This window comes from Salinimicrobium sediminis (assembly GCF_900215295.1).
In the GTDB taxonomy this organism is placed as follows: Bacteria; Bacteroidota; Bacteroidia; order Flavobacteriales; family Flavobacteriaceae; genus Salinimicrobium; species Salinimicrobium sediminis.
Map to the genome: position 1 here is coordinate 396,941 of NZ_OCMF01000002.1, position 26,605 is coordinate 423,545.

At 43.1% G+C, this 26,605-nt stretch carries 24 protein-coding genes; 9 read left to right on the plus strand and 15 right to left on the minus strand.

The window, feature by feature from the left end:
• Nucleotides 1-80: 80 nt before the first annotated feature.
• Complete coding sequence (locus CRO16_RS09565; protein ID WP_097056157.1) at nt 81-2,495, plus strand: alpha-ketoacid dehydrogenase subunit alpha/beta; 2,415 nt, start codon at nt 81-83, stop codon at nt 2,493-2,495.
• A 57-nt stretch (nt 2,496-2,552) separates the two neighbouring features.
• Here CRO16_RS09565 and CRO16_RS09570 read toward each other — a convergent pair whose 3' ends face one another.
• The 5 genes from CRO16_RS09570 to CRO16_RS09590 all read right to left on the minus strand — a co-directional run bounded on the left by CRO16_RS09570 (nt 2,553) and on the right by CRO16_RS09590 (nt 6,642).
• A complete protein-coding gene (locus CRO16_RS09570; RefSeq protein ID WP_097056158.1) occupies nt 2,553-3,098 on the minus strand; it encodes a hypothetical protein in 546 nt (181 codons plus the stop codon).
• 165 nt (nt 3,099-3,263) lie between these two features.
• Nucleotides 3,264-4,778, minus strand: coding sequence for a PH domain-containing protein (locus CRO16_RS09575; RefSeq protein ID WP_097056159.1), 1,515 nt, complete (start codon nt 4,776-4,778; stop codon nt 3,264-3,266).
• On the minus strand, nt 4,771-5,304 hold the full coding sequence (locus CRO16_RS09580) for a PH domain-containing protein (RefSeq protein ID WP_097056160.1): 534 nt from the start codon (nt 5,302-5,304) through the stop codon (nt 4,771-4,773). Before CRO16_RS09580 ends, CRO16_RS09575 begins: the two co-directional genes overlap by 8 nt.
• Entirely contained in the window at nt 5,292-6,131 is an 840-nt protein-coding gene (locus CRO16_RS09585; protein ID WP_097056161.1) for a 1,4-dihydroxy-2-naphthoyl-CoA synthase, read from the minus strand. Before CRO16_RS09585 ends, CRO16_RS09580 begins: the two co-directional genes overlap by 13 nt.
• A 103-nt stretch (nt 6,132-6,234) precedes the next feature.
• Nucleotides 6,235-6,642, minus strand: a complete 408-nt coding sequence (locus tag CRO16_RS09590) for a DUF2059 domain-containing protein (protein ID WP_097056162.1) — start codon at nt 6,640-6,642, stop codon at nt 6,235-6,237.
• A gap of 136 nt (nt 6,643-6,778) precedes the next feature.
• Between CRO16_RS09590 and CRO16_RS09595 the strand changes: the two genes are divergently transcribed.
• Nucleotides 6,779-7,303, plus strand: a complete 525-nt coding sequence (locus CRO16_RS09595; protein ID WP_143544498.1) for a hypothetical protein — start codon at nt 6,779-6,781, stop codon at nt 7,301-7,303.
• Here CRO16_RS09595 and CRO16_RS09600 read toward each other — a convergent pair.
• The 4 genes from CRO16_RS09600 to CRO16_RS09615 all read right to left on the minus strand — a co-directional run bounded on the left by CRO16_RS09600 (nt 7,291) and on the right by CRO16_RS09615 (nt 11,563).
• Entirely contained in the window at nt 7,291-8,121 is an 831-nt protein-coding gene (locus CRO16_RS09600; RefSeq protein ID WP_097056164.1) for a CvfB family protein, read from the minus strand. The genes CRO16_RS09595 and CRO16_RS09600 overlap by 13 nt on opposite strands.
• Nucleotides 8,122-8,157: 36 nt before the next feature.
• Nucleotides 8,158-9,888, minus strand: coding sequence for a 2-succinyl-5-enolpyruvyl-6-hydroxy-3-cyclohexene-1-carboxylic-acid synthase (gene menD, locus CRO16_RS09605; RefSeq protein WP_097056449.1), 1,731 nt, complete (start codon nt 9,886-9,888; stop codon nt 8,158-8,160).
• 78 nt (nt 9,889-9,966) lie between these two features.
• Entirely contained in the window at nt 9,967-11,142 is a 1,176-nt protein-coding gene (locus CRO16_RS09610) for a chorismate-binding protein (RefSeq protein ID WP_097056165.1), read from the minus strand.
• The gene (locus CRO16_RS09615; protein ID WP_097056450.1) at nt 11,135-11,563 is read right to left on the minus strand and encodes a PaaI family thioesterase; all 429 of its coding nucleotides are present in this window, start codon (nt 11,561-11,563) and stop codon (nt 11,135-11,137) included. The genes CRO16_RS09610 and CRO16_RS09615 overlap by 8 nt, the downstream gene beginning before the upstream one ends.
• 47 nt (nt 11,564-11,610) lie before the next feature.
• Here CRO16_RS09615 and CRO16_RS09620 point away from each other — a divergent pair, with 47 nt between their 5' ends.
• Nucleotides 11,611-12,249 carry an alpha/beta hydrolase gene (locus CRO16_RS09620; RefSeq protein WP_097056166.1) on the plus strand — a complete coding sequence of 213 codons (639 nt, stop codon included), beginning with the start codon at nt 11,611-11,613 and terminating at the stop codon, nt 12,247-12,249.
• 390 nt (nt 12,250-12,639) lie between these two features.
• On the opposite strand, the gene dnaK is transcribed toward CRO16_RS09620, so the two are convergent.
• On the minus strand, nt 12,640-14,580 hold the full coding sequence (dnaK, locus tag CRO16_RS09625) for a molecular chaperone DnaK (protein WP_097056167.1): 1,941 nt from the start codon (nt 14,578-14,580) through the stop codon (nt 12,640-12,642).
• 196 nt (nt 14,581-14,776) lie between these two features.
• On the opposite strand from dnaK, the gene CRO16_RS09630 reads away from it, so the two are divergent.
• Together CRO16_RS09630 and CRO16_RS09640 are read left to right on the plus strand one after the other, a co-directional pair.
• Nucleotides 14,777-16,201, plus strand: coding sequence for an L-serine ammonia-lyase (locus CRO16_RS09630; RefSeq protein ID WP_097056168.1), 1,425 nt, complete (start codon nt 14,777-14,779; stop codon nt 16,199-16,201).
• 755 nt (nt 16,202-16,956) lie between these two features.
• A complete protein-coding gene (locus CRO16_RS09640; protein WP_097056451.1) occupies nt 16,957-17,961 on the plus strand; it encodes an alcohol dehydrogenase in 1,005 nt (334 codons plus the stop codon).
• 267 nt (nt 17,962-18,228) lie between these two features.
• Here CRO16_RS09640 and CRO16_RS09645 read toward each other — a convergent pair whose 3' ends face one another.
• On the minus strand, nt 18,229-18,705 hold the full coding sequence (locus CRO16_RS09645) for a nuclear transport factor 2 family protein (RefSeq protein ID WP_097056170.1): 477 nt from the start codon (nt 18,703-18,705) through the stop codon (nt 18,229-18,231).
• Nucleotides 18,706-18,764: 59 nt separating this feature from the next.
• Here CRO16_RS09645 and panB point away from each other — a divergent pair, with 59 nt between their 5' ends.
• The 4 genes from panB (at nt 18,765) to CRO16_RS09665 (ending at nt 22,384) form a co-directional block, all read left to right on the plus strand.
• Nucleotides 18,765-19,583 (plus strand): 3-methyl-2-oxobutanoate hydroxymethyltransferase, encoded by an 819-nt coding sequence (gene panB / locus CRO16_RS09650; RefSeq protein ID WP_097056171.1) that lies wholly within the window; start codon nt 18,765-18,767, stop codon nt 19,581-19,583.
• 34 nt (nt 19,584-19,617) lie between these two features.
• The gene (locus CRO16_RS09655) at nt 19,618-20,037 is read left to right on the plus strand and encodes a hypothetical protein (protein ID WP_097056172.1); all 420 of its coding nucleotides are present in this window, start codon (nt 19,618-19,620) and stop codon (nt 20,035-20,037) included.
• Between the two features lie 11 nt (nt 20,038-20,048).
• A complete protein-coding gene (locus tag CRO16_RS09660) occupies nt 20,049-20,753 on the plus strand; it encodes an RluA family pseudouridine synthase (RefSeq protein WP_097056173.1) in 705 nt (234 codons plus the stop codon).
• A gap of 209 nt (nt 20,754-20,962) precedes the next feature.
• Nucleotides 20,963-22,384 (plus strand): FAD-binding oxidoreductase, encoded by a 1,422-nt coding sequence (locus CRO16_RS09665; protein ID WP_097056452.1) that lies wholly within the window; start codon nt 20,963-20,965, stop codon nt 22,382-22,384.
• Between the two features lie 82 nt (nt 22,385-22,466).
• Here the strand turns inward: CRO16_RS09665 and argH are convergent, their stop codons facing one another.
• Genes argH through CRO16_RS09685 form a run of 4 tightly spaced genes read right to left on the minus strand, consistent with a single transcriptional unit; the run spans nt 22,467 to nt 26,596 of the window.
• On the minus strand, nt 22,467-23,747 hold the full coding sequence (argH, locus tag CRO16_RS09670; protein ID WP_097056174.1) for an argininosuccinate lyase: 1,281 nt from the start codon (nt 23,745-23,747) through the stop codon (nt 22,467-22,469).
• A 55-nt stretch (nt 23,748-23,802) separates the two neighbouring features.
• A complete protein-coding gene (locus tag CRO16_RS09675; protein WP_097056175.1) occupies nt 23,803-24,873 on the minus strand; it encodes a M20 family metallo-hydrolase in 1,071 nt (356 codons plus the stop codon).
• The gene (argB, locus tag CRO16_RS09680; protein ID WP_097056176.1) at nt 24,873-25,649 is read right to left on the minus strand and encodes an acetylglutamate kinase; all 777 of its coding nucleotides are present in this window, start codon (nt 25,647-25,649) and stop codon (nt 24,873-24,875) included. The genes CRO16_RS09675 and argB overlap by 1 nt, the downstream gene beginning before the upstream one ends.
• A complete protein-coding gene (locus tag CRO16_RS09685) occupies nt 25,646-26,596 on the minus strand; it encodes an N-acetylornithine carbamoyltransferase (protein WP_097056177.1) in 951 nt (316 codons plus the stop codon). Before CRO16_RS09685 ends, argB begins: the two co-directional genes overlap by 4 nt.
• Nucleotides 26,597-26,605: the final 9 nt, after the last annotated feature.

A 26,605-nucleotide genomic window follows, 5' to 3' on the forward strand; every position in this document is an offset into this window, starting at 1 on the left:
AAATTTTATCAAAACCTAATTTACTGAATTGTAATTAATCATTGTTTTAGTTACATTTGTGCTAATTATAAATACGTGTTATGCAGAGTGAAACGTCCTCTAAAAGTGCTATATCTTTTGAAGATTTCAAGGAGCAGGTGTTAAGCGATTACAAGCTTGCGGTAACCAGTCGGGAATGCAGTCTTTTAGGAAGAAGAGAAGTGCTTACAGGAAAAGCAAAATTTGGAATTTTTGGCGATGGAAAGGAGGTGCCTCAACTGGCATGGGCTAAAGTTTTTCAAAATGGTGATTTCAGGTCCGGTTACTATAGGGATCAAACCTTTATGATGGCCATTGGCGCTCTTAATATTCAGCAATTTTTTGCGGGCTTATATGCCACTACAGATATTGAACAGGAACCAAGTTCTGCCGGTAGACAAATGGGCGGTCATTTTGCCACTCATAGCTTAAATGAAGACGGTACATGGAAGAATCTCATGCAGCAAAAGAATTCCAGTGCCGATATTTCTCCAACTGCCGGGCAAATGCCAAGGCTTTTGGGGCTTGCTCAGGCTTCCAAGATCTACAGAAATGTTGAAGGCATAGATGCTGAAAAGTTTTCAAATAACGGAAACGAAATTGCCTGGGGTACTATAGGAAATGCCAGTACTTCTGAAGGTCTATTCTGGGAAACAATCAATGCGGCAGGAGTACTTCAGGTACCCATGGTAATGAATGTTTGGGACGATGAATACGGAATTTCGGTTCATGCAAGACACCAGACCACTAAGGAAAACATTTCGGAAGTTTTAAAAGGTTTTCAAAGGGATGCCGGAGAAAATAACGGTTACGAGATCTTTACAGTGAATGGCTGGGATTATCCTGCGCTTATAGATACCTATGAACAAGCTAGTAAATTAGCTCGTGAAGAACATATTCCTGTGTTGATCCACGTGCAGCAATTAACTCAGCCGCAAGGCCACTCTACCTCCGGATCTCATGAACGATATAAGAGTGAAGAAAGATTACAGTGGGAAAGAGAATACGATTGTAATGTGAAGATGCGTGAGTGGATGATCGAAACCAATATCGCTACAGACGAGGAACTCCAGGAGATTGAAAAAGAGATAAAAAAATTGGTGCGTGATGGCAAAAAAGCTGCCTGGGAAGCGCATGGAAAACCTGTAAAGCAGGAAGCTCAAAACCTGCTTCCGCTATTGGATGAAGTAGCAGCTGCAAGTTCAAAAAAAGATTTTATACTTCAGCTTAAGAAAGAAGTTGCTGAAAATAGAGAACCTTTAAAAAGAGACCTGTTGGCGACCGCACGAAAAGCCTTAAGGTATCTAATAGGAGAAGACTCAGCAGCCAAAAATGAATTGATCAGCTGGATCGAAAGCTATAGAAAAGCCATTCAGCCTCAATACAGCAGTCACTTGTACAGCGGTTCAGAATTTAATGCTTTAAAAATAGATCCGGTTGCACCAACTTATGAGGATAAAAACGAAGATGTCGATGCAAGATTAATTCTGCGAGACAATTTTGACAAGATCTTTGAAAAATATCCTGAAACTCTCATTTTTGGAGAGGATACCGGTGAGATTGGAGATGTGAACCAGGGGCTTGAAGGTCTTCAGGAAAAATATGGGGAGCTACGTATTGCCGATACCGGCATTCGTGAAGCTACCATCCTGGGACAGGGAATTGGAATGGCCATGAGAGGTCTACGTCCCATTGCCGAAATTCAATATCTGGATTATCTGCTCTATTCTCTGCAGATCATGAGTGACGATTTAGCAACTCTCCAATACAGAACAAAAGGAAAACAAAAGGCGCCGCTTATTATCAGAACCCGGGGCCACAGGCTTGAGGGAATCTGGCATAGCGGTTCCCCAATGGGCGGAATTCTTAACCTTATTCGTGGTATTCATGTTTTGGTACCTCGAAACATGACCAAAGCCGCCGGATTTTATAATACGCTGCTGGAGAGCGATGAACCCGCCCTTGTTATTGAATCTCTCAACGGATACCGTCTCAAGGAGAAAATGCCGAATAATTTAGGAGAATTCAAGACAGCCTTAGGAGTGGTTGAAACTTTAAAAGTGGGAGCAGACATTACTCTTGTTTCTTATGGATCTACATTAAGATTGGTAGAACAGGCGGCAAGAGAGCTACTGGAAGTAGGTATTGATGCAGAGGTAATAGATGTGCAATCTTTATTGCCATTTGACCTCAATCATGATATTGTTGAGAGTGTGGCCAAAACTAACCGATTGCTCGTTATTGATGAAGATGTACCGGGAGGAGCTTCAGCCTTTATCATTCAAAAGGTCATGGAAGAGCAGGACGCATGGAAATATCTCGACAGTAAACCGCAAACACTTACTGCCAAAGATCATCGTCCCGCATATGGAACTGATGGAGATTACTTCTCAAAACCTTCTGTAGAAGACATCTTTGAAAAGGTATACGAGATTATGAATGAAGCAGAACCGGATAAATTTCCGCAACTGAGATAATGAATACAGATAAAATAGAAAAAGCCACAATTGGAATTCAATTGTGGCTTTTCTTTTTTACATCCAGTGGAATTCTGAAATTCTAATCCCTCTGTAACAGTCATCCTGACAACCAATAGGTACAAATCCGCAGAGCATCATCACCCCCACTTCATTGGTTTCAAAAAAGATCTCATTAGCATCAGTGTTAACAGTTAAGTACTTAGAAAGACAGGTACTGTAAAGATGATCAATAGTGTATGGAGGTGCCCCTAAAGAGTGACTTCCCAGCTCTTTTTTTGTGTCTTCCTCATAACTGTCGGTAATACTTTTAGAACCGTCTTCATCTGAAATAATAAATGCTATATAATGTCGTCTTTTGACCTTTCCTTCCTCCACTTCAATAGTGGTCTCACTTCCTGCTCCGGTAAAAGATTGTTCAAGGATGGTGTAAGCATAGGAATTTCCATGTTCTTTTTTCAAATCTTTCCAGGCAGCCCTGCTCTCCCGGAAATCATAGCCATGTTCACCCTCAATATCCAAAATACTCTGCATGGCATCTGCACTGCAGGAAACAAACATAAAGGCAACAGGTAGCACAAAAATTAAGTATAGCTTTTTCATAGGCAAAAGGTTTTATCTGAAAGATAAATCATACACAAGAAAAAACATAGAGATTTAAATAATTAATTTTCAGGAGCTTACCATATAAAAATGTTGAGAAAACATTAAAATATACTGTCCTCAAACCACGGAAAATGAATACTTCAGAAAGAATTTCAGAAAATGCTACATCCAGGCTTTTTCAGTCACTTCGATCTTATAAAGCAAATAGTTAAGAATAGGTTGCACCTCCTCCTTTTTCACCATTGGAAAACCTATATCTCCCCCTGCCGAGTGAAAAGTTAAATTGACCAAACCTCTTTTTTTATACCACAGAGGTTGTGAAACCGAAACTGCCTGCAACCGGAAAACTTCCAGATATTCCTCTTTTTGGATCCATACTCCGGAATGCCTTAGGAGAAATTCTTCGGAAATTCCCAGTTGAAGGTTTTTGAAATAGAAGAAATTATATACACTTAAAAGCACAATATATACTGAGGCTATTCCCAGGAACCAGGAAAGGCTAATCAGCTGTACATAGAAGAATAAAAAAGCTGAGATGATGACCAAAGGAATGAGTCCCCTGGAAATTTTTTTAAATAGGAGATATTTACTCGGTTTAATCCTGAAATTCTCACGAATTTTTGATTGGTAGAAATATTCTTTCACCTGCTCCACCACATGGGGTGGTAAGCCAACTACTTTGATCTGGTTCTTTTCCAGATCATTTTCACTACTCGCCAGGGATATCTTCACCTGGAAGAGGTCCATCTTCTTCTGAATTGGATTGGTAAGTACCTGCAGCAACTGAATTCGGCTGGCCTTAAGGTTCACCTTCGTATTGTTCCGCAGCCCCATTTCCACCTGCAGCGTATCTTTGTACTTCTGCAAATGGAGGCCGAAATATTTCACCACTATCTCCCCAACTGTAAGCAGCATCCCCACCAAAAGGAGGAAAATGATGAAAAAATATTTACCCTGGGAGAAATATACCTGTGGTTCCTGAAGTTGTGCAGAAAGATCTTCATTAAACATGAACTGCTCCCTCAGGGTAAAATAAAAAGCTACAATAATCCCTACTCCCCGAAGATAATTGGAAGTAAGACCTAATTTTACCAGGGTCCAAAGGCTCACCTTATGTTCCCATTGTGGTAAAGCTTTAGTAGAGTCCGGGCTGATTAATTCAGAATCATCTAAAGAACTTTCTGCAGCAGCTTCGGCCCTTTCCTCTTCGGCAAGAGCCATAAGTCTTTCAGCCAGAACATTAGCCTTCTCCTCAGAAAGTGCTTTGATTTCCACTTCCTTATCCTGACTCCCAGCTGTTTCCACCACCACGCTATATACCCCTATAATGCGCTGCAAAATATTCCTTCGGAAATTAACCTGCTGGATCTTCCGAAATGGGATATTTATAACATCGGTCGAAAAAACTCCTTTTTGAAGCACAAATTCCTCGTTCTTCTGATCTATGTGGAACTTGAAATTCAGAAAATAAATGATGCTATAAGCAAGGCTGAGCAACAATAAAAACATTAATCCCGCACCGGCAAAGAACAGGGTGCGTTGGTCAACTTCCTTAAATGCAAAATAAAATACCACCACCCAGAGGTTCCTCCCAATGTGATAGAGAGACGTGGCAAAGATCAATACCAAACCTACACCCGACTGCCGCTGAGGCTCAGAAAAATTGAAGTCAGGCATGATTATATATTCTTCCTGAAATTTCCTCTTTTACAGAGGTAGCTGTTTCAGGTTTGATCCCCGGAATACTCACATCACTACCCGATCCTCCTGCGGTAAACACTTTTAAAGTTGCAATGTTCAACATCTTGTCAAGAAAGGATCGCTCAACAGTGACGTGCTGAATGCGGTTGAATGGAACAACTGTAGTTCTTTCGAACAGGAAACCGCGTTTAAAGATAATATCCTGCTCCCGCAATGCATAGCCGCTCTTCTTCACGTACATGACGTTGTTAAAGATGGACCATACAAAAAGAAACAAGGTTAGTGCAACCGCCCAGAAAAGATAGCTGTGAAATTCGGCAGGTAAAAAGGTATACCCAAGAAATATTCCCACGGCAAAAAAGATAAATGAGAGGGTTGTTCCCACCTGTAACTTCACGAGATATTTTTTGGAAATAGGATGTAGCTTCACTTCCTCAAATTTGGGAAGGGAAGCTACATTCAGCTCAAAATTTGAAAATTCTTCAGCAGTTATGGGATCCATTTCTTTTCGAAATTTGGTTTTCTTTTCTCCAGAAAAGCATTACGGCCTTCTTTGGCTTCATCTGTCATATAAGCCAATCTGGTTGCTTCTCCTGCAAATACCTGTTGCCCAACCATGCCATCATCGGTAAGGTTCATGGCAAACTTCAACATTTTAATAGAAGTCGGTGATTTAGCAAGGATTTCCTGAGCCCATTCGTAAGCAGTATCTTCCAGTTCCTCATGCGGAATAACAGCATTGACCATTCCCATGTCGAAAGCTTCCCGGGCAGAGTAATTCCTTCCTAAAAAGAAGATCTCCCGTGCCTTTTTCTGGCCCACCATTTTTGCTAGGTACGCAGAACCGTATCCCCCGTCGAAGCTGGTAACATCGGCATCTGTTTGCTTGAAGATCGCGTGTTCCTTACTTGCTAAAGTTAAATCACATATCACATGTAAACTGTGTCCTCCTCCTACTGCCCATCCGGGTACTACCGCTATCACAGCCTTTGGCATAAATCTGATCAATCGCTGCACTTCAAGAATATTCAGGCGGTGCATTCCGTCCTCTCCCACATACCCCTGGTGTCCTCTTGCTTTCTGATCGCCTCCACTGCAAAAGCTGTAGACTCCGTCTTTTGGAGAAGGACCTTCGGCAGAAAGTAAAACAACCCCAATGGAGGTATCTTCCTGAGCGTCATAAAAGGCGTCATAAAGTTCACTTGTGGTTTTAGGCCTAAAGGCATTGCGAACTTCGGGACGATTGAATGCAATACGGGCTACTCCATTGCATTTTTTATAGGTGATATCTTCGTATTCTTTAGCTGTTTTCCAATCAATAGTCGTCATAGTCTAAATAATTTCCTGTAAAAATAAACCTTTCCCATAAGAATGTCGAATAAAAAAGTCCGGCCTAAAGAGCCGGACTTTCTATAACATTTTTTGGCAGATATTACTGTTGCATGTATTTCATCATAATTGGCTGCAGTTCCTGCCCCCACTGTTGGCCTATTTCCATTCCTTTTCTGGTGAGTTCAGGGGTGATTTCTCTCATCTTTTGGCCTACCGGTGTGTTATAAAACGCCAGGATTTGGTCGATTTCTGCTTCTGTGAACTCTTCTGTATATATCTGTGCCATTTGTCCGTACAGGCTTTCTAAACTGGCTACAACTTCCGCTTTAAAAGCTTTTCTGTTGTCCTCTGGCACCATCTTTACAATAGGATCTAACATAACATCAAATTGTTGTCCCGAGGTCATTTTTATTAGTTCAATGGCTTTTTGGTTAAGATCAGTTTTTTCCTGCGCCTGAGATTGGATTCCGATAAAAATCAGGAACAGGAGGCATAGTGCTTTTTTCATTATAAAGGTTTTTTAGGTTGCGGTAAAAATAAAATATAATTTCAGGTATTAAAGAATTAAAATGAAATAGAAGTGTTTTAAAACTTAAGAGCTATAAATTTGTACAGTTTTTGATTCTCTTGAGCAAATGGGTAAAATGAATAAATACTTATTTCTGATATTTTTAAGCATAACCACTTTGGGAAATGCTCAGGAACTTAATTCTTCTGTTGAAGTACCAGACTTTCAGGAAACAGAATTTACTTCTCCTGAAGGCCTGTACATTAAATTCGGAAATATGAGTCGTCCCAGCCTTTCCCTACTTGCTCCTCAATTTCCGGAAAGCAGAATGCACCTCACTGAAATCAACTGGAACAGGGAAGAGAAACGGGAAGTGAACCTAATGGCTATGATGGAGCGCGAAAGATATGAAAGAGAACGAGGCTACGTGGAATTAGATGCACCCATGCCCACCCTGGGCAAAGCTGAAAAATCGCTGATCGAGGTCACCAATGATATCAGGATCCATGACCGTAGTTCCAATTATGATATTTACACTGGAAAGAAAAAGATTCCGGCTTATGAGGAAATGCGGGTGCCACTCTTTAGCAGTCCATATCATTCCCGGGCAAGAGTAAGAGGTTATGTTTCCCCTTTTTACCCTTCTCCTTATTTAAGATAAACACCGTTGTCTTTGATATCTACCTTTCTTTGTTTATAAAGATTTCCCAAAGCGCGTTTGAAACTTTTCTTGCTCATTTGCACTGATTTCTGGATTTCTTCGGGCGAAGATTTATCGGTCAGTGGTAAAAAACCACCTTTGATCTCAAGGAGAGTCAAAAGTTCCTGGGCGTTTGGTTCTATACTGCGATAACCGGGACGTTGAAGGGTAATATCCAGTTTACCATCAGTTCTGGTCTTTTTCACAAAGCCTTTTAACCGATCCCCCACATGTAATTTCTGAAATACCTCATCTTTATAAAGCAATCCCTTGTGAATCTCGTTCACGATCACATTCCAGCCCAGGTCTGTAGGATTGGCAATGATCAAATCTACTTCTTCAAATGGTTCAACTGTAAGCTGGGAATTATCAAGGAAAGCATCAACCTTGCTGGAACCCACCAACCTGTCACTTAATTCATCCAAATAGCAAAAAATGAGGTACCGTTCTCCTTTTCGAATTTTCATTGCCTGTTCTTTAAAAGGCACAAAAAGATGTTTTTCAAGACCCCAATCCATAAAGGCACCAATTTCACTCACTTCCGCACATTTTAGAAGGGCGAATTCATCCAGCTTAACAAAAGGTTTTAAAGTGGTTGCCACCGGCCTTTCCTCATGATCCAGGTAAACGAAAACAGTGAGTTCATCACCAATTTCAAAACTCGCAGGTTTGTATTTATTAGGTAGTAAAACCTCATTTCCATCATCATCTTTAAGAAAAAGTCCGGGATCAGTATCGCGGTCGATCTTCAACGTATGGTATTCCCCAATGGCAAGCATAAAAATATTTTTGGCAAAGTTAGTTATAATAAACGGCTATTTCACGAAGCTGAAATATTCCAGCAACACCTCGTCATTCACTTTTCTCGGAGTAAAGATCTCCAGAACTCTCGCCTTTTCTGAAGTGTCAAAAAAGCCATTTAGAGCCTGTTCTATTTCTTCGGAAGTATGAGCCTCCGCATAGTCAAAGCCGTACATCTCGCAAAGAGACCTGGCATTGAGATCGTGAACCGTCTCGAAATACTCATCAAAGGTTTCCGAATTCTTATCACCCGGAAGTATCCTGAAGATTCCTCCTCCTCTGTTATTAAGAATAATGATCCTGAAATTCTTCGGAATATGTTTGTTCCATAACGCATTGCTGTCATAGAAAAAGCTTAGGTCCCCGGTGATCATCAACACCGGCTCTACTGAGATCATTGCAGCTCCCACCGCAGTCGAAATACTGCCATCAATGCCGCTGGTTCCCCTGTTACAATAGATCTTTAAGCTCTCTTTCCACCTAAACAGCTGTGCATACCGAATCGTGGAACTGTTTGCAAGCTGCACGATATAATTCTCCGGTACCGCCGGACAAATCAGCTGCATTGCCTTAAAATCTGAATACGGGATCCTCCCCATATAATCCTCATGCTTCACTTTCCTCCTGCTTCTCACCTCCTGCCAGTATTCGGCATAATTGCTTTCTGAAATTTCAGTGAGTGGAAAGAACTGGCTAAAGAAACTATTCACTGAAGTCTCAAAATGCTTGTTCAAACAAAAGAAGGTGTTATATGCCTTTTTTGGATCCACATGCCAGTGCTGCTTTGGCTGGTAATTCCGAAGGAAAGCCTTGATCTTCTTGGACACGATCATTCCGCCGAAAGTGAGAAGGATCTCCGGCTGCAGGTTGTCGAAAAGCTGGTCACGATTCTCATCCTTTTCGATAGGACCTACAATGGTGTCAATGCGGGTGAAAAACTTCTCCTGCTGTACATTTGAGGTGGTTTCGGTAAAAACAATCACCGAAGTATCATTAGCCAACCGGTCGAGGAACTCCTGCTCCACTGCATTTGGTGCAGAAACCCCCACAATCACCATCTTCCTCTTTGCCTTGTTCCAAAGATCGGCATAAGCCTGGAGCTGATTTCTCGAATAGGTTCTTTCAATGATCTCCGGAAGGATCTGAATGGGATTCACTTCCACATCGTCTACCGTCCCGTACAAGGGTTCGTAAAACGGAACATTGATGTGTACCGGACCTTTCTCCTCAATGGCCTTATTCAGCGCCAGATTGATCTCCCGTTCATTGTGCTTCTGAGACTCAAACTGTTTCTGCTGAAGTTTTTTATCTGTCGCCTCATTTTCCAACACTAATTCTGAATGCAGGTTGGCTGAATACAAAATATGGTTTTCAAAAACGTTTTTTTGACGTATTGTTTGTCCGTCGCCTATGTCAACACGCTCAATAGGCCTGTCTGCAGAGATCACCACCAGCGGAATGTCGCTGTAAAAAGCCTCGGCCACCGCCGGATAATAATTGAGCAATGCCGATCCTGATGTACAAACCACTGCAACGGGTTTTTGCAGTTGCTGTGCCATTCCTATGGCGACAAAAGCAGCGCAGCGCTCATCAACCACGCTATAGGTTTTTATGTTTGGGTGATATGCAAAACCATTGGTAAGGGGTGCATTCCGTGACCCGGGAGAGATCACCACATGGTGAATTCCTTTGGCTTCGCAGAGTGCGACAATAGATCTTGCAACAGGTATTTTGGGGTATTTCATATTTATATTGGTTATCCAGACCTCCCAGGTCTTCATTGCGACCTGCAAGGTTTTGAAAACCTTGTAGGTCTAAAAATTCTATTTCAACAACACTTTCTTCATCGTCTCCGCCTTGTTCACTGTTTCCTGCCATTCATCTTCGGGCACAGAATCTTTGGTAATCCCGCCACCTATATAAAGAATAGCCGTGCCATCTTTAATTTGCATACAGCGCAGGTTAACGTAAAGATCGGTTTCTTTTTTTACAGCACGATACGCGAGATTCTCCACATTTCTCCTGGTCCTGCTTCGTTGTACATTTTTTTGCAGATTGAGCTCTCCCAGGAAGCCGGTGTAGAATTCCCTGTCGTAATTTTCTTCTGAAAGTATGAATTCTTTCGCTTTTTCCCTTGGTAATCCGCACACGGCTGGAGTTGGATGAAGGGCTGATATTATTTTTTCTGCTGATCCAGGATTATTATTTGGAATTTGGAATTTGGAATTTGGAATTTTCCCATTTATATCGGTTCGCAAATGCAGCAAATTCCCCGCCCTGGCAGTATATGGCTCTGAGCTCTCGACTCCGCTCGAGCTGACACCTGCTTTTTCAAGGCCTTGTCGAATAGAATCAGTAACAAATTGCTGTTCCTGCTTCTCTTTTTCGCCCCATTCCACATCTGTGGTGCCCTGAAATTTCTGAGTTCCGGCGAGGGCCATTGTTTTAAATCGGTTTCCTTCGACCTTCAGGAGCGTCTCAGGCGTTGCGCCAAGCCAACAACCGACTTTAGGGTGATACCAGCAGTAAACAAAGGCTGTAGGATAAGTAATAAGCAGGTCCCTAAAGAGCTTAAGCGGATCTTTCTCTTTAAGCTCTACTTCTTCCCTGCGGGAAAGCACCACCTTCTCCATTTCTCCGGCTTTTAAAGCCTCCACTGCTTTTGTTACCAGCTCAATATGAGTCGACTTTTTTTCTCCGGAAATTTCCCCTTTTTGAAAGGTAACGGGAGCCGGAACTTCTTCAGGAACTACCTGCTCAAAAATTAGCTTTTCCGAAGCATTTTCAGGAAAGAGAATGGCTTTTCCTGAGGTGTCAAAAGGGGCAAAAACAAACCCGCTTTCTGTGAAATCCTTTGAATGATAAAGTTGCTCATCCTGCTGAAGAATTGCCGTGACTTCATTTTTTTTTCCGTTAAGAATTGGCTTCCGGTACGCTACAAAAGGTAAACCTGAGGCATATTGCCCTTCCAGCCGATCAAAAAATTCAGCTTCAGGCATTGTCTTTCTTTTTCGGAAGGGTAATGGTAGTCAGTTTTACCACTGAGATAAGATTTTCAGCTTCATCTGTGATCCTGATGTTCCAGAGTTGAGTGGTACGACCTTTATGTAAATAGGTGGCTTTGGCGTAAACAAACCCTTCAGAAATGCTTTTTAAGTGATTGGCAGAAATTTCAATTCCGCGTACATAATAATCATCGGTATTTAAAAAAACGAAGCTGGCCATACTACCCACAGTCTCGGCCAGAGCAACGGTCGCGCCTCCGTGCAGCACGCCATCCGGCTGATGGACCTTTGGAGTCACGGGCATTTTTGCGATGAGATAATCTTTCCCTACTTCAGAAACCTCGATATCAAGAGTTTCCATGAGGGTGTTTTTGCATATCTTTTTCAACAGCGCGTGAGTTTCCTCTTTGGTCATAGCAAATAGATTGGTTTCTTTGTAAAAGTACAAAACCATCAGATAATATGGATGAAAAGCAGGTTTCTTATCGCGCTACCAATACCTATAGCACATTAAACCAACTTACCGACAAAACAGAAAATGTCTGGGTGGTTTTCCACGGCATCGATTACCTGAGCCGCTTTTTCCTGAAGTACTTTCGCCACCTCAACCAGGAGAAGAATTATATCATTGCTCCCCAGGCACCTTCCAAGTACTACCTCAATGGCAAATATGAGCACGTTGGAGCTTCCTGGGCTACACGTGAAAATACTGAGCTGGAAATTGAGAATGTGCTGGCATACCTCGATGAGGTCTATGAAAATGAAGGTCTCAAAAGAGCCAAAAACCTTGTACTTTTCGGATATTCCCAGGGCGTCTCTGTCGTAACCCGGTGGATAGCGAGAAGAAAGATCAGCCCTTCACAACTCATCCTGAACTCGGGAAGAATTCCGAAGGAAATAAAGCCGGAGGATTTTGCCTTTTTGGAAGGTACAGAGATCTCCTTCGTCTACGGAACGGAAGATCCTTTTGTGAATAAAGAATTCCTTGAGTCAGAGGAAAAGAGGATACGTGAGCTATTTCCAAAGAACCTGAAATTTATTCCCTTTGATGGCGGACATGAGGTAAACCAACAAGTCATTATTAAACTGGCGGGAGAATAGGTGCGTAAAAAGAGCCTGGACCGCTGCGCTGCTAGAGACTAGAGTCAAGACTATTTTGAATCGAAATTCTTTTGGTGTTTTCGTCATCCTGAACTTGTTTCAGGATCCTTGAGAAGCTGAAACTCCCGAAGCGTCGGGACAGCTTGACGATTCATGTCACCTCGAGCGGAGTCGAGAGGTCTCTTTCAATAATCTTATTTAGTCAGGTAAAGTTGGCGCGGATTTGTAATCCGTGCCGAGGTCTACCTTCCCCATCCCGACCTGCGCCCCCCCCTCCGCCGGAGGGGACGATTCAAAACAAAATAAAACGCTGCTCCCGAATAATCGGAAGCAGCGCTTTTAAAATATTCCCTAGGCTCCCCCTTTTTCAAAGGGAGGCTTGGAGGGGTCTTATTTCACCTCTTCGAAGTCAACGTCTTCTACATCGTCACCTTGCTTGGAGTCACCACCGGCTTGTTGCCCTCCGGCCTGCTGACCGTTTTGAGCTCCCGGTCCACCTTGTGGCCCACCCGGTTGTCCGCCTTGCTCGGCTTGTGCTTTGTACATTTCTTCAGAAGCTACTTTCCATGCCTCATTGATCTTGTCTAATGCAGGCTGAATAGTTTCTACTTCTTTAGTCTCATAAGCTTTCTTCAATTCTTCCAAAGCATCTTCGATCGGCTTCTTCTTATCTGCAGAAAGTTTATCACCAAATTCTTTCAGCTGCTTTTCAGTCTGGAAGATCATAGCATCGGCTTCATTCAGCTTATCTACTTTTTCTTTGGCTTTTTTATCGCTTTCGGCATTCGCTTCAGCTTCCTGCTTCATCTTTTGGATTTCTTCTTCAGTAAGACCAGATGAGGCCTCGATTCGAATATCCTGAGATTTACCGGTAGCTTTATCAGTTGCGCTTACTTTGATGATACCGTTGGCATCAATATCAAAGGTCACTTCAATTTGAGGTGTTCCTCTTGGCGCCGGTGGAATTCCGTCAAGGTGGAATCTACCAATTGTTTTGTTGTCATTCGCCATTGGACGCTCTCCCTGCAACACATGGATCTCAACAGATGGCTGATTATCGGCCGCAGTAGAGAACACCTGTGATTTCTTGGTAGGAATCGTAGTGTTAGACTCGATCAATTTGGTCATCACACCTCCCATAGTCTCGATACCAAGAGAAAGCGGAGTTACATCAAGAAGCAATACATCTTTTACATCTCCTGTAAGTACACCACCCTGGATCGCAGCACCAATCGCCACTACCTCATCCGGGTTCACACCTTTAGAAGGTTTCTTTCCGAAGAACTTCTCAACTTCTTCCTGGATCTTAGGGATACGGGTGGATCCACCAACAAGAATTACCTCGTCAATATCACTTTTTGAAAGTCCGGCATCGCTAAGTGCTTTTTGCACAGGATCCATAGAACGCTTCACCAAAGTATCGGCTAATTGCTCGAACTTAGATCTTGTAAGTGTCTCAACAAGGTGCTTTGGTCCGCTAGCGGTAGCAGTTACGTATGGTAGGTTAATTTCGGTCTGAGAAGAAGAAGAAAGCTCAATTTTAGCTTTTTCCGCAGCTTCCTTCAAACGCTGAAGTGCCATTGGATCTTTTCTTAGGTCGATATCTTCCTGCTTTTGGAAAGTATCGGCAAGCCAGTCTATGATAACTTCATCAAAATCGTCACCTCCAAGGTGCGTATCACCATTTGTAGAAAGTACCTCAAAAACTCCGTCTCCCAATTCAAGGATAGAGATATCGAATGTACCACCACCAAGGTCATAAACAGCGATCTTTTGATCCTGGGATTTTTTATCAAGTCCGTAAGCCAGTGCAGCTGCAGTTGGCTCGTTGATGATCCTTCTCACTTTAAGACCGGCGATCTCACCGGCTTCTTTTGTAGCCTGACGCTGAGAGTCATTAAAGTAAGCTGGTACAGTAATAACGGCTTCAGTCACATCCTGTCCAAGATAATCCTCGGCAGTTTTCTTCATTTTTTGAAGCACCATTGCAGAAAGTTCCTGCGGAGTGTACTTACGTCCGTCGATCTCCACACGCGGAGTATCGTTATCACCTTTTACTACTTTATAAGGAACCCTTCCGGCTTCTTTAGAAACTTCGGAATATTTGTTTCCCATGAACCTCTTGATAGAGGAAATGGTTTTTTGCGGGTTGGTTACAGCCTGACGCTTTGCAGGATCCCCTACTTTTATTTCGCCTCCTTCTACAAAAGCAATCACAGAAGGAGTAGTTCGTTTTCCTTCGGCGTTAGGTATAACCGTTGGCTCGTTACCTTCCATTACGGCAACACAGGAGTTGGTAGTACCTAAGTCGATTCCAATTATTTTACTCATAATTCTATAGGTTGTTATTTATTATTTCTGAATTTTTTTGAACAACCTCTTAAAGTCAATCATTATGCCACCTGAAATAATATGACAGGATGTCATTTTTGACACCTGAATGCGGGCATTTGCTGCAATATTTGGCAAGGATTTTTATTCTGAAATTGCTGAAGGGATTATTACCTTTGCCCGCTAAAGATTGAGAATGGAGAGTATCAGCGTTTTTGACATGCTTAAGGTAGGAGTTGGACCGTCCAGCTCCCACACCCTTGGTCCATGGCGGGCTGCCGAAAGATGGATCGCGGAATTAAAGGAAGCCGGTAGATTTGATCAGGTAGAAAAAGTAACCATCAACTTGTACGGCTCTCTTTCCCTTACCGGAAAAGGCCACGCTACAGATCTGGCTTCTGTGCTTGGACTTTTAGGATATGACCCCGTTACTATACCTGTTGAAAATATAGATCCCGAGATTAATAATATCCAAACATTTAACCGGCTTAACCTTAACGGGGAACGCAGTATTGACTTTAGCCTCGAAAACGATATCGTGTTCAACAAGAAGTTCCTGCCATTCCACCCTAACGGAATGAAATTCACTGCGCAGCTTTCCTCCGGAAAAACCACCTCCTCCACCTTCTACTCCATCGGCGGCGGATTCGTGGTAAAGGAAGAACGCAAGAATGCAAAAAAGCAACTGAAGAAATTTAAGGAGTTTCCGTTTCCTATCGTAAAGGGAACCGACCTGGCTGCATTTTGTAAGCAGGAGAATAAAAAGATCTCCGAAATAGTTTACGAAAATGAAAAATCCCTTCGGACTGAAGAAGAGATCGACGCCGGACTCAAGGCTATATGGAATGTAATGCTCGAATCTATGTATCTTGGTTGCCATACTGAAGGCACACTACCCGGCGGATTGAACGTACGCCGTCGTGCTCCCGATTCCCACAAGAAGCTTATCGGAGATTCAAAATATGAGACGAAGGAAGAATGGATCGAAGCTATTCGCAATACCGAAGTGAAATTCCGTTCCATCCTGAAATGGGTGAGCTGTTTTGCCCTCGGAGTGAATGAAGTAAATGCTTCTTTGGGTCGTGTGGTTACTGCACCAACTAACGGAAGTGCCGGAGTTATTCCTGCAGTTCTTATGTACTATTTGACCATCGAAAACCACGACGCCGGATTCGAAAAAATAAAACAGTTCCTGCTGGTTGCCGGAGAAATTGGTAGCCTGTTCAAGAAAGGTGCAACCATTTCGGCTGCTATGGGTGGATGCCAGGCTGAAATTGGCGTTTCCTCCTCCATGGCCGCCGGAGCATTAACCGAAGTCATGGGAGGATCTCCCGAACAGGTAATGATGGCTGCCGAAATAGCCATGGAACACCACCTTGGTCTCACCTGCGACCCCATCGCCGGACTTGTCCAAATCCCCTGTATCGAAAGAAATTCCATGGGTGCCATTAAAGCCATCAACGCCGCCGAAATGGCGATGGACGCAGATTCCATCCACGCCAAAGTTCCTCTTGACAAAGTTATCGAAACAATGTGGGAGACAGCGAAAGATATGAACTCCAAGTACAAAGAAACCTCTGAAGGGGGACTGGCCGTGAGGGTGAGTTTGAGTGACTGTTAATCAGATGTGAGATATTAGATATTAGATCTGAGAATTGGACCACCCCGCCCTTCGGGCAACCCTTTATTAGATTTGAGATATTAGTATTGAGTATTCAGATTTCACAAGGCTCCTCTAATGGCTACGCATTCCCGGTAAAATTTAATTTCCTGCCGCAGGCAGGATGAACGCGAAGCGGAAGTACAATTAAAAATCCTCTCCTCTCGAAGAGAGTGAACGCGAAGCGGAACATTTCTTCGGAACTTCCTCCACCTGTGGAGGGTTTCGCGCAGCGAAATGTCTCAAACAGCTCCCCTCCTTTTTTTAAGGAGGGGTGGCAGGCGAGAGCCTGTCGGGGTGGTCAGGCGCTGCTCCTGCCGCTGGCAGTGTGAACGCGAAGCGGAACAAAATGAAAACAAACTCCTCCACCTTTGGATGGTTTCGCGCAGCGAAATGTCTCAAACAGCTCCCCTCCTTTTTTAAGGAGGGGTGGCTCCGCCGGGAGGTGGAGACGGGGTGGTCAGGCGCCACACCCGCGCAGCGGAAGTCGTCCCAACTTTTCTATTTGAAAGTTTTGACCTTTGGGACCCTCTATCTACAAGTTGCAACCAACCTCACTTAAGCTTTTTTTTAGAATGAATGGAACTTGAGATTTGGGATTTGAAATTTGGTATTTATCTTAACGGTACTCTCTTTCCTACCTGCTTTTAACGCTACATTAAAGCTATATGGCATTAATTATCAATAACTTCAACAACCTAAACCATTTAGAAATTATGAAAGCAGCTCAAGTCCAGGAGAAAGGTGGTGATTTTAAAATTGTTGAACTTGAAAAACCAACCCCAAAAGCAAAGGAAGTACTCATTAAAGTAGAGGCATGCGGCATTTGTCACAGTGACGCCTTTGTTAAAGACGGAACTTTTCCGGGAATAGAATATCCAAGAGTTCCGGGGCATGAAGTGGTGGGTACGATCGAAGAAGTCGGCAAGGAGGTAAAAATGTGGAAGAAAGGCCAAAGAATTGGAGTGGGTTGGCATGGTGGGCATTGTTTTGAGTGTGATCCCTGCAGGAGAGGGGATTTTATCAACTGCCAAAATGCCAAGGTAAGCGGAATCTCCTATGATGGCGGATATGCCGAATATATGACTGCGCCGCAGGAAGCTGTTGCCTCAGTTCCCGAAGAGCTATCTTCGGCAGAAGCCGCTCCCCTGCTTTGTGCAGGAATAACAGTATACAATGCCTTAAGGAATTCCGGTATCAAACCCGGGGATCTGGTCGCCGTGCAGGGAATTGGAGGCCTTGGGCATCTGGCTGTTCAGTACGCTGTAAAAATGGGAATGCGCACAGTAGCCGTTTCCCATAGCGACAGCAAAAAAGAACTGGCAAAAGAACTCGGGGCTCAGCACTTTATTAATACTGATAAAGAAGATCCGGCGAAGGCACTTCAGAATCTGGGTGGAGCAAGATTAATACTCGCAACTGCCCCGGTGAGCAAAGCTATTACTTCGGTAGTTGATGGACTAGGAATCGATGGAAAGCTGCTTATGGTAGCCGCGACGGGAGAACCGGTAGAAGTTTCACCAATGCAACTGCTCATGGGTAGAAAATCCCTTTCGGGATGGCCGAGTGGAACTGCTAAAGATTCTGAGGATACTCTTAATTTTAGCGCCCTTACTCAAACCGTTCCTAAAATAGAAGAATATCCTCTCGAAAAGGTAAATGAAGCCTATGAGAGAATGATCAGCAATAAAGCGAGGTTTAGGGTAGTGCTTAAACCATGAAAGAGATTTGATTAATGAGTACTAAGTATTGAGTATTGAGATTTTAATCTCCCCAATCTGCCGAAGGCAGGTAAATGCGCAGCGAAATGAAGTACCAGACTGCCTCCACCTGTGGAGCGTTTCGCACAGCAAAATGTCTCAAACAGCTCCCCTCCTTTTTTCAAGGAGGGGTGGCTCCGCCGGGAGGCGGAGACGGGGTGGTCAGACCACTCTCCCGCGCAGCGGTTTTGGATAAAAATCCCGCAACTCGCAACCCGCAACTGGCAACTATTTTACCTTCCTCTCCTCACAACCCTCTCTCCTCCTGGTATCTATCAGGTAAATGATCTTCCATTCTTCATTCTGCTTCAGTAGTTGGAAATTATTCACTCCGCAGTGGCTAAACGTGTCGTTCAGGTAAAAAGAATAAGGTGTCCAGGCGTTTGCCATGTCACCATCAATTTTAATCACATAATCATGCAGCACCTCTTTAAATTCAGTTTCCAGCGGAATGGCAACAATTCCTTTCAGCACCTTTTCAAGTTGTTCATTTACTAGTTTTGTTTCCCCTACCTTGGTTTTGCCAATGGTCTGCACCACAGGATCTTTATAAAAAACCGATTTCATAATAATGGAATCCCTGGCATGAAAACCTTCGAAAAATGTATTGACAACTTGTTTAACTTTCTCTTCTTCAGAAGAGTTTTGTGCTACCGCGAAGATTCCAAAAAGTAGAAAAAAAACACAGGTTATAAGTCTTTTCATGTAATTATGGTTTTGCGGGTAATTTAGTACTTTTACCTGAATTTAAAATCGGTACCCCTATGTCAGTCGCTAAGAAAGAATATAAACGCATTACCACGAAGTCCCTTGTTGAAATGAAATCCAATGGGGAGAAGATCTCTATGCTGACTTCCTATGACTTCTCGATGGCCAAAATTGTAGATGGTGCAGGGATAGACGTAATCCTGGTCGGCGACTCGGCGAGTAATGTCATGGCGGGGCATGAAACTACCCTTCCCATCACCCTTGATCAGATGATCTATCATGCGGCCAGTGTGGTTCGTGCAGTAGAGCGCGCACTTGTGGTTGTAGATCTCCCCTTCGGAAGTTATCAAAGTGATCCGAAAGAGGCTCTGCGCTCAGCGATCAGGATCATGAAAGAAAGCGGCGGACATGCAGTTAAACTGGAAGGCGGAAAAGAGATCAAAGATTCTGTAAAACGAATTCTCAACGCCGGGATCCCGGTAATGGGCCACCTTGGGTTGACTCCGCAGTCTATATATAAATTCGGCACCTATACTGTGCGTGCTAAAGAAGAAGCCGAAGCTGAAAAGCTTAAAACTGATGCATTAATGCTGGAAAAAGCCGGTTGCTTCGCACTTGTTCTGGAAAAAGTTCCTGCCAAACTCGCTAAAGAAGTAGCTGAAAGTCTTACAATACCTGTAATTGGAATCGGTGCCGGAAATGGCGTGGACGGGCAGGTGCTGGTAGTTCACGATATGATCGGGATGACCCATGAATTTAATCCCCGGTTTTTAAGAAGGTATCTCGATCTTTATCATGAGATGACAAAAGCATTTGAACAGTACCGGGATGATGTGAAGAGCGGGAATTTCCCTTCAGATGAGGAACAATACTAATAGTTCAAGGTTCAAGGTTTAAGGTTTATGGTAGATGAAGATTAAATATTCAAAAAAGCGACTTTATTCCGGATTTTTCCTCGGAGGCTTATTTGCTTTGTTTGCTCTTCTGCGTTTGATAGATGACCCCGAAAACCCATGGCTTTACTTTTTACAACTCTTCCTGGGGCTATTTGTAGTCGCTGCTTCCTTATACGAGAAGCATTTTCAATATCTCCTTATAGAAAATGGATTCTTAACCAAGAATACCCTTAGAAGAAAATCCTTTCAGCTCGACAAGATCGAAAGAATTCAGTCATTCCCGGGGAAGATCAAACTTTTTACTTCCGAAGAAAACCTGAACATTAATACCGAACTCCTTGAAGACGATTCCAGGAATGACTTGTTAAGAGTTCTTGGATCTTTGGAAATTGATAATAATCCTTTCATTGGCTACTCGCCAAAAACCTCCTAAAAATCCCATTTTTGGAAGATAAGACCCTTTCCACTCCGCAGAACCTGCAGGTATTGTACGAAGACAATCACCTCATCATTGTCAATAAACGACCTGGAGACATTGTTCAGGGTGACAAAACAGGAGATACTCCTTTAAGTGATGTGGTTAAGGAATACATCAGGGTCAAATATGGTAAGCCCGGAAATGTTTATTTGGGAGTGGTACATCGCCTTGACCGGCCAACAAGCGGAATCGTTGTTTTTGCAAGGACCTCTAAAGCCCTCCCCCGTTTGAACAAACTTTTCAAGGACAAGGACGCAAAAAAGACATATTGGGCGATCGTTAAAAACTCTCCTCCAAAACAGCAGGATACGTTGGTGCATTACATGAAGCGCAATCCAAAGCAGAACAAATCATACGCTCATATCAAAGAAGTACCAGATTCCAAAAAAGCCATTTTAGAATACCGTATTTTAAAGCAGCTCAATAACTATTTTTTACTGGAGATCGATCTGCAAACCGGCCGGCATCACCAAATAAGGAGTCAGTTCTCGGCGATTGGGTGCCCGATAAAAGGAGACCTCAAATACGGCTTCGACCGCAGCAACAAAGACGGCAGTATTCACCTGCACGCGCGTAAACTTTCATTAGTACATCCTGTGAAAAAGGAAAAACTGGAGATCATTGCCTCACCGCCTCAGGATCCTTTATGGGATGCATGCATTTCTGAATAAAACATTTACACCCAACCAATTATCTTTTTTCGTACCTTTAAGTTCCTCACCAAAAGAGTGTTGCGCTTGATCGAATTCTGAATTCGAAGATCTATGGTTCCATTCGGAACTTCCGGTAAGCCCCTTTTTTTGTATTGATCGTAGTGCCGGTATTGACCGGAAATGTTACCACAGCATTTTTTTCCCCATTAAACATAAAATTTCATGTTATGATAGATGAAACAGCAATGAAGGAATTCCGTACCGGTCTAAGAGGAAGTATAATTGAACCGGGTGAAAAGGATTATGAAGAATCGCGCAAGGTGTACAATGCCATGATAAGCCGTAAACCCAAAATGATCGTGAAATGCGCCGATGTCGCCGATGTTATCTCGGCAGTAAATTTTGCCAGGGAGAACAAGATGTTGCTTTCCATTAGAGGAGGCGGACATAATGCCGGAGGTCTTGGTGTTTGTGATGACGGACTGGTGATAGACCTTTCTATGATCCGCTATACACAGGTGGACCTGCACAATAAGACTATTACCGTAGGTGGAGGCAGCACCTGGGGAGAAGTTGATCATGCAGCTCATGCCTTTGGAATGGCTACTCCCAGTGGTATTATCTCTACCACCGGAGTGGGAGGATTGACCCTTGGAGGTGGTATGGGATACCTTACCAGAAAATACGGTCTCAGTATTGACAATCTTCTTTCTGTAGACATGGTGTTGGCCAATGGTAATTTTGTTACCGCAAATGCTATTGAAAATAAAGATCTCTTCTGGGCCGTAAGAGGCGGCGGCGGAAATTTTGGAGTAGTTACAGCATTCACCTTCCAGTTGCACGAAGTAGACGAAGTTGTTGGTGGGCCAATGCTTTACGAATTAAGTGAAACTGAAGAAGTACTTAAATGGTACAGGAAGTTCATCAAATACGCTCCGGATGACCTCTACGGATTTTTTGCATTTTTGACAGTTCCTCCGGGAGATCCATTTCCCGAACATCTGCACCTGAAAAAGATGTGTGGAATTGTATGGAACTACACAGGGCCGAAGGATAAAGCAGAGGAAGTTTTTAAACCGGTTCGAGAATTCAAAAAACCGGCTCTTGACCTGGTGGGACCTCTGCCCTTCCCTGCACTGCAATCCATGTTCGATCCCTTATATCCAAAAGGTATGCAATGGTACTGGCGTGCAGATTTCGTGAATGAAATTCCGGATGAAGCTATAGAAAAGCACAAAGAGTTTGCAGAAAAACTTCCAAGCATGCTTTCTACTATGCACCTCTACCCCATTAATGGGCAGGCTGCACGTATAAATGACAGCGATACCCCATGGAATTACAGGGATGCAACCTGGTCTATGGTAATAGTTGGTGTGGATCCAGATCCTGCAAATGCAGAAAAGATCACGAAATGGACCAAGGATTACTATGATGCGCTGCATCCATATTCAGCCGGTGGTGCTTATGTGAACTTTATGATGGACGAGGGTGAAGACCGGGTGAAAGCCACCTATGGTAAGAACTATGACCGGCTTGTTCAGATAAAGAACAAATATGATCCAAAGAACCTCTTCTGCATCAATCAGAATATCAAACCTTCTTTGGAAACCCAAAATGAAGCAGAGGCTGAAGGTCCAGTACTCGCTTGATCATTGATCAGTCAAAAAAGGTCCGGAAAATCCCTTTTTGAAGGGGTTACTTCCGGACCTTTTAATATATGTATGACAATGATTATCTAAGATTCTTTTTCTTTTCAGCGATCTTATCAAGAGCAAGATTGTCCTTACTGCCAATATGGGAGTGATCTTTTAGATCTGTAGGTTCATAAGTGCCATTTTGCACCTGTTCCCCTATTTGTTTGTAAGCATCCCTGAAAGAACTTCCCTGCACCACCAGGTCATTTATACTGTCTACGGTAAAGAGATATCTGTATTTTTCATCTTTCAGATCAATATCCTTCACCATAATCTGGCCAATAGAAAAAGTGAAAATATCCAGGATCTCTTTAATATTTTCAACAGCGTAAATACTGTTCTCCTTGATCAATTGAAGATCCCTGTGGTACCCGCTTGGAAGATTATTAGTGATAAGGATCATTTCATTAGCGATCGCCTGCAGTTTATTACATTTCCCCCTGATAAGTTCAAAAACATCCGGGTTCTTCTTATGAGGCATAATACTGGAACCGGTAGTAAGTTCATCGGGAAAGCTTATGAATTCAAAGTTCTGACTCATATAAAGGCAAATATCCATAGCAAATCTTGACAGGGTATTTGCCAGGGAAGCTATATTGGAGGTCACTGTCCGCTCACATTTCCCTCTGCTCATTTGGGCGGCTACCACATTGTATTTTAAAGTTGAGAATCCCAGTTCTTTGGTAGTTAATTCTCTGTCAATAGGGAATGATGATCCATAGCCTGCCGCCGATCCCAAAGGATTCTGATCAACGATCTTCAAACCTGCATCCAATAAATACAGGTCGTCTATCAGTATTTCGGCGTAAGCTGAAAACCATAAGCCGAAAGAAGAAGGCATTGCCACCTGCAGGTGAGTGTATCCCGGCAATAGTTTATCCTGGTGTTTTTCAGCAAGCCCTAAAAGGACATCTATCAATTCGGAAGTTTTTCCGGAAATTTCCTGCAGATTCTCCTTGAAGTATAACTGCATGGCAACCAAAACCTGGTCATTCCTGGAACGTGCGGTATGTATCTTTTTACCGGTATCACCCAATGCCCTGGTCAGTTCAAATTCAATTTTTGAATGCACATCCTCAAAATCCTTTTCGATTTGAAAGCTTCCCGACTCCACTTGCTGCTGAAGTTTTTCAAGTTCAGAAAGAATAGCATTTACTTCTTCCGTGTCAAGAATTCCGATCTCCCCTAGCATTTTTGCGTGTGCAGCCGAGGCTGTTAGATCATACTTCGCCAGATGCATATCCAGTTCCCTGTCGTTTCCAACGGTGAACTTCTCTATTTTTTGATCTATAGAGTTTCCTTTGTCCCAGAGTTTCATATTTATACCATTTAGACCTCACAGGTCTTGGAGACCTGTGAGGTCTGTTAAAATTTTATTTCTTTACCGCCTTTTCCAACAGCTTAATATACTTCTCTATTCCTTCTTCGATCTCCTTCACAAAGATGTATTCATCTGCGGAATGAGATCTTGTGGAGTCTCCCGGCCCCAGTTTTAAAGAGGGGCAACTCAGCATTGCCTGGTCAGACAGGGTTGGCGATCCATAAGTGTTCATTCCCAGAGACATTCCTGCTTTCACCAGCTCGTGATCCAACGGAATTGAAGATGAATTCAATCTGAGAGATCTGGCAGTAATACTGTCAACCGGAGCATTTTTCTGCAGGACCTCTTCGATCTCCTTATTGGAATACTGGTCATTTACTCTCACATCAATTACAAGCTCTACCTGTCCCGGCACTACATTGTGCTGACTCCCGGCATTGATCTGAGTGACCGTAAGCTTCACCTCTCCCAGCACATCAGATTTCTTTTCAAACCTAAAATCCTCGAACCATTTCAAAACATTAGCTGTCCTATAGATGGCATTATCATCATTGGGATGTGCCGCATGTGAAGGCGTGCCCTTAACCACCGCGTCAAAAACGACCAGGCCTTTTTCGGCTATAGCCAGATCCATTAAAGTCGGTTCTCCCACAATTGCGACATCTACCTTCGGGATAACCGATAAAAGACAGGCGATTCCGTTCTTTCCATTGATCTCCTCTTCGGCAGTACCTGCAAAAAGCAGATTGTATTCCAGATCTTCAGCTTCATAGAACCAGGTGAATGTAGCCAGAAGTGAAACCAGACAGCCACCGGCATCATTGCTTCCCAACCCATAGAGTTTCCCGTTCTCGACCCCGGCCTCAAAAGGATCTCTTGTATATCCTGAATTAGGTTTTACCGTATCATGATGAGAGTTCAAAAGCAAGGTAGGTTTTAGAGGATCAAAGTTTTTATTGACCGCCCACACATTATTCAGGTAGCGTTCGAAAGGAATGTTCCTGCTCTTAAACCACTTTTTTAAATGACCTGCCGTTCCTTCTTCCTCTCCCGAAAAAGACCGGGTTTGGATAAGCTCTTTCAATAATTCTAACGCTTCCTGTTGTAGATTTTCAAGTTTCATTACTTCACGATTTCAGTGGCGTTTGCATTTTCAGTTATTACCCGGGCATCGCCTAAAAAGATCTTCTTCACTCCATTTTCAAGGGCTCCAAAACAGTTAAGGAGCTTTGGTAACATACCGTCAGTTATAGCTTTCTGATCCAGCAGATCCTGATACATTTTTTTATCAAGAGTTTTTATCACCGAATTTTCATCCATAGAATTTGCCAAAACCCCCTTTTTCTCAAAACAGTAATAAAGTTCTGTATTGTATTTCTCACTTAATGCCTTTGCTATTTCCGCGGCAACAGAATCGCCATTCGTATTCAACAATTCCCCTTCCCTTGTACAGGAAATAGCTGAAAATACCGGTACCACCCCCTGCTCCAAAATGGAAGAAATAAAATCTGAATTCACAACTTCAATGTCTCCCACATATCCATAATCTATTTCCTTTACTTCTCTTTTTTTGGAAATAATACTCCTGCCATCAGCACCGCATAAGCCTAAAGAATTTACATCCAGAGCCTGCAATTTCGCCACTATGCGTTTGTTGATAAGGCCGGCGTAGGTCATAATGATCACTTTTAAGGAATTGGCATCTGTAATTCTTCGGCCATCTATCATTTTGGTTTCATAACCAAGCTTTGAAGCTATTTCCGTAGCCATGTTTCCTCCTCCGTGAACCAGTATTTTCAGGCCTTCGAGCTCTGAGAAATCTGAAAGAAATGCCTGCAACTTGTTCTCATCTTCAATAAGCTTTCCTCCTACTTTTACAATTTTTAATGTCTTTTTCATTTCTTACTGTTTTCCAGAATTCTCTTCAATACAGCCTGAGCAGCGAAAGTCCTGTTTCCTGCCTGTTGAATGACCACGGAATTTTTTCCGTCTAAAACTTCATCAGCAATAACTACATTCCTTCTAACCGGAAGGCAATGCATTATCTTTGCTGCGTTGGTAAGACCTAGTTTTTTATTATCAAATGTCCAGACCGGGTCTTCACTCAGTATCTTTCCATACTGCTCATAACTGCTCCAGTTCTTGACATATACAAAATCTGCGTCTTTTAAAGCTTCGGCTTGTTCATGAACAACAGGAGTGTCTTTGGTGATCGCAGGATTAAGATCATAACCTTCAGGATTTGTGACTACCAGGTCCACATCCATTTTTTGCATTACCTCCACAAAAGAATTAGGCACTGCCTGCGGCAACGCGCGTGGATGCGGCGCCCATGTTAGAACTACCTTTGGCTTTTTCTCGCCTTTCAGTTCAGACACCGTCATCGCATCGGTAAGCGCCTGTAAAGGATGACCTGTAGCGCTTTCCAGGTTGACTACAGGCACCGTAGCATATTTCTCAAATCCTGCCAATACCACATCAGCTTCATCTTTTTCACGATCTACCAGCCCGGGAAAAGCTCTCACAGCTATAATATCGCAATATTGTGAAAGCACTGCCGCAGCTTCTTTGATGTGCTCTGCCTTATTGGAATTCATTACGGCCCCATCTTCAAATTCAAGAGCCCATCCGTCCTTATCAGCATTCATGACCATCACCTCCATTCCAAGCAATTTTGCCGCTTTTTCGGTGCTTAAACGGGTACGAAGGCTCGGGTTAAAAAATAACATTCCCAAGGTCTTCCCTTTTCCAACTTCTGCCGCAGAATTCTGTTTCTTAAGTTCTCTGGCCTCAAAGATCAATTCCTCTAAATTCTCGATATCTTCTAAACTTGTGTAGTTCTTCATTTTCTAATG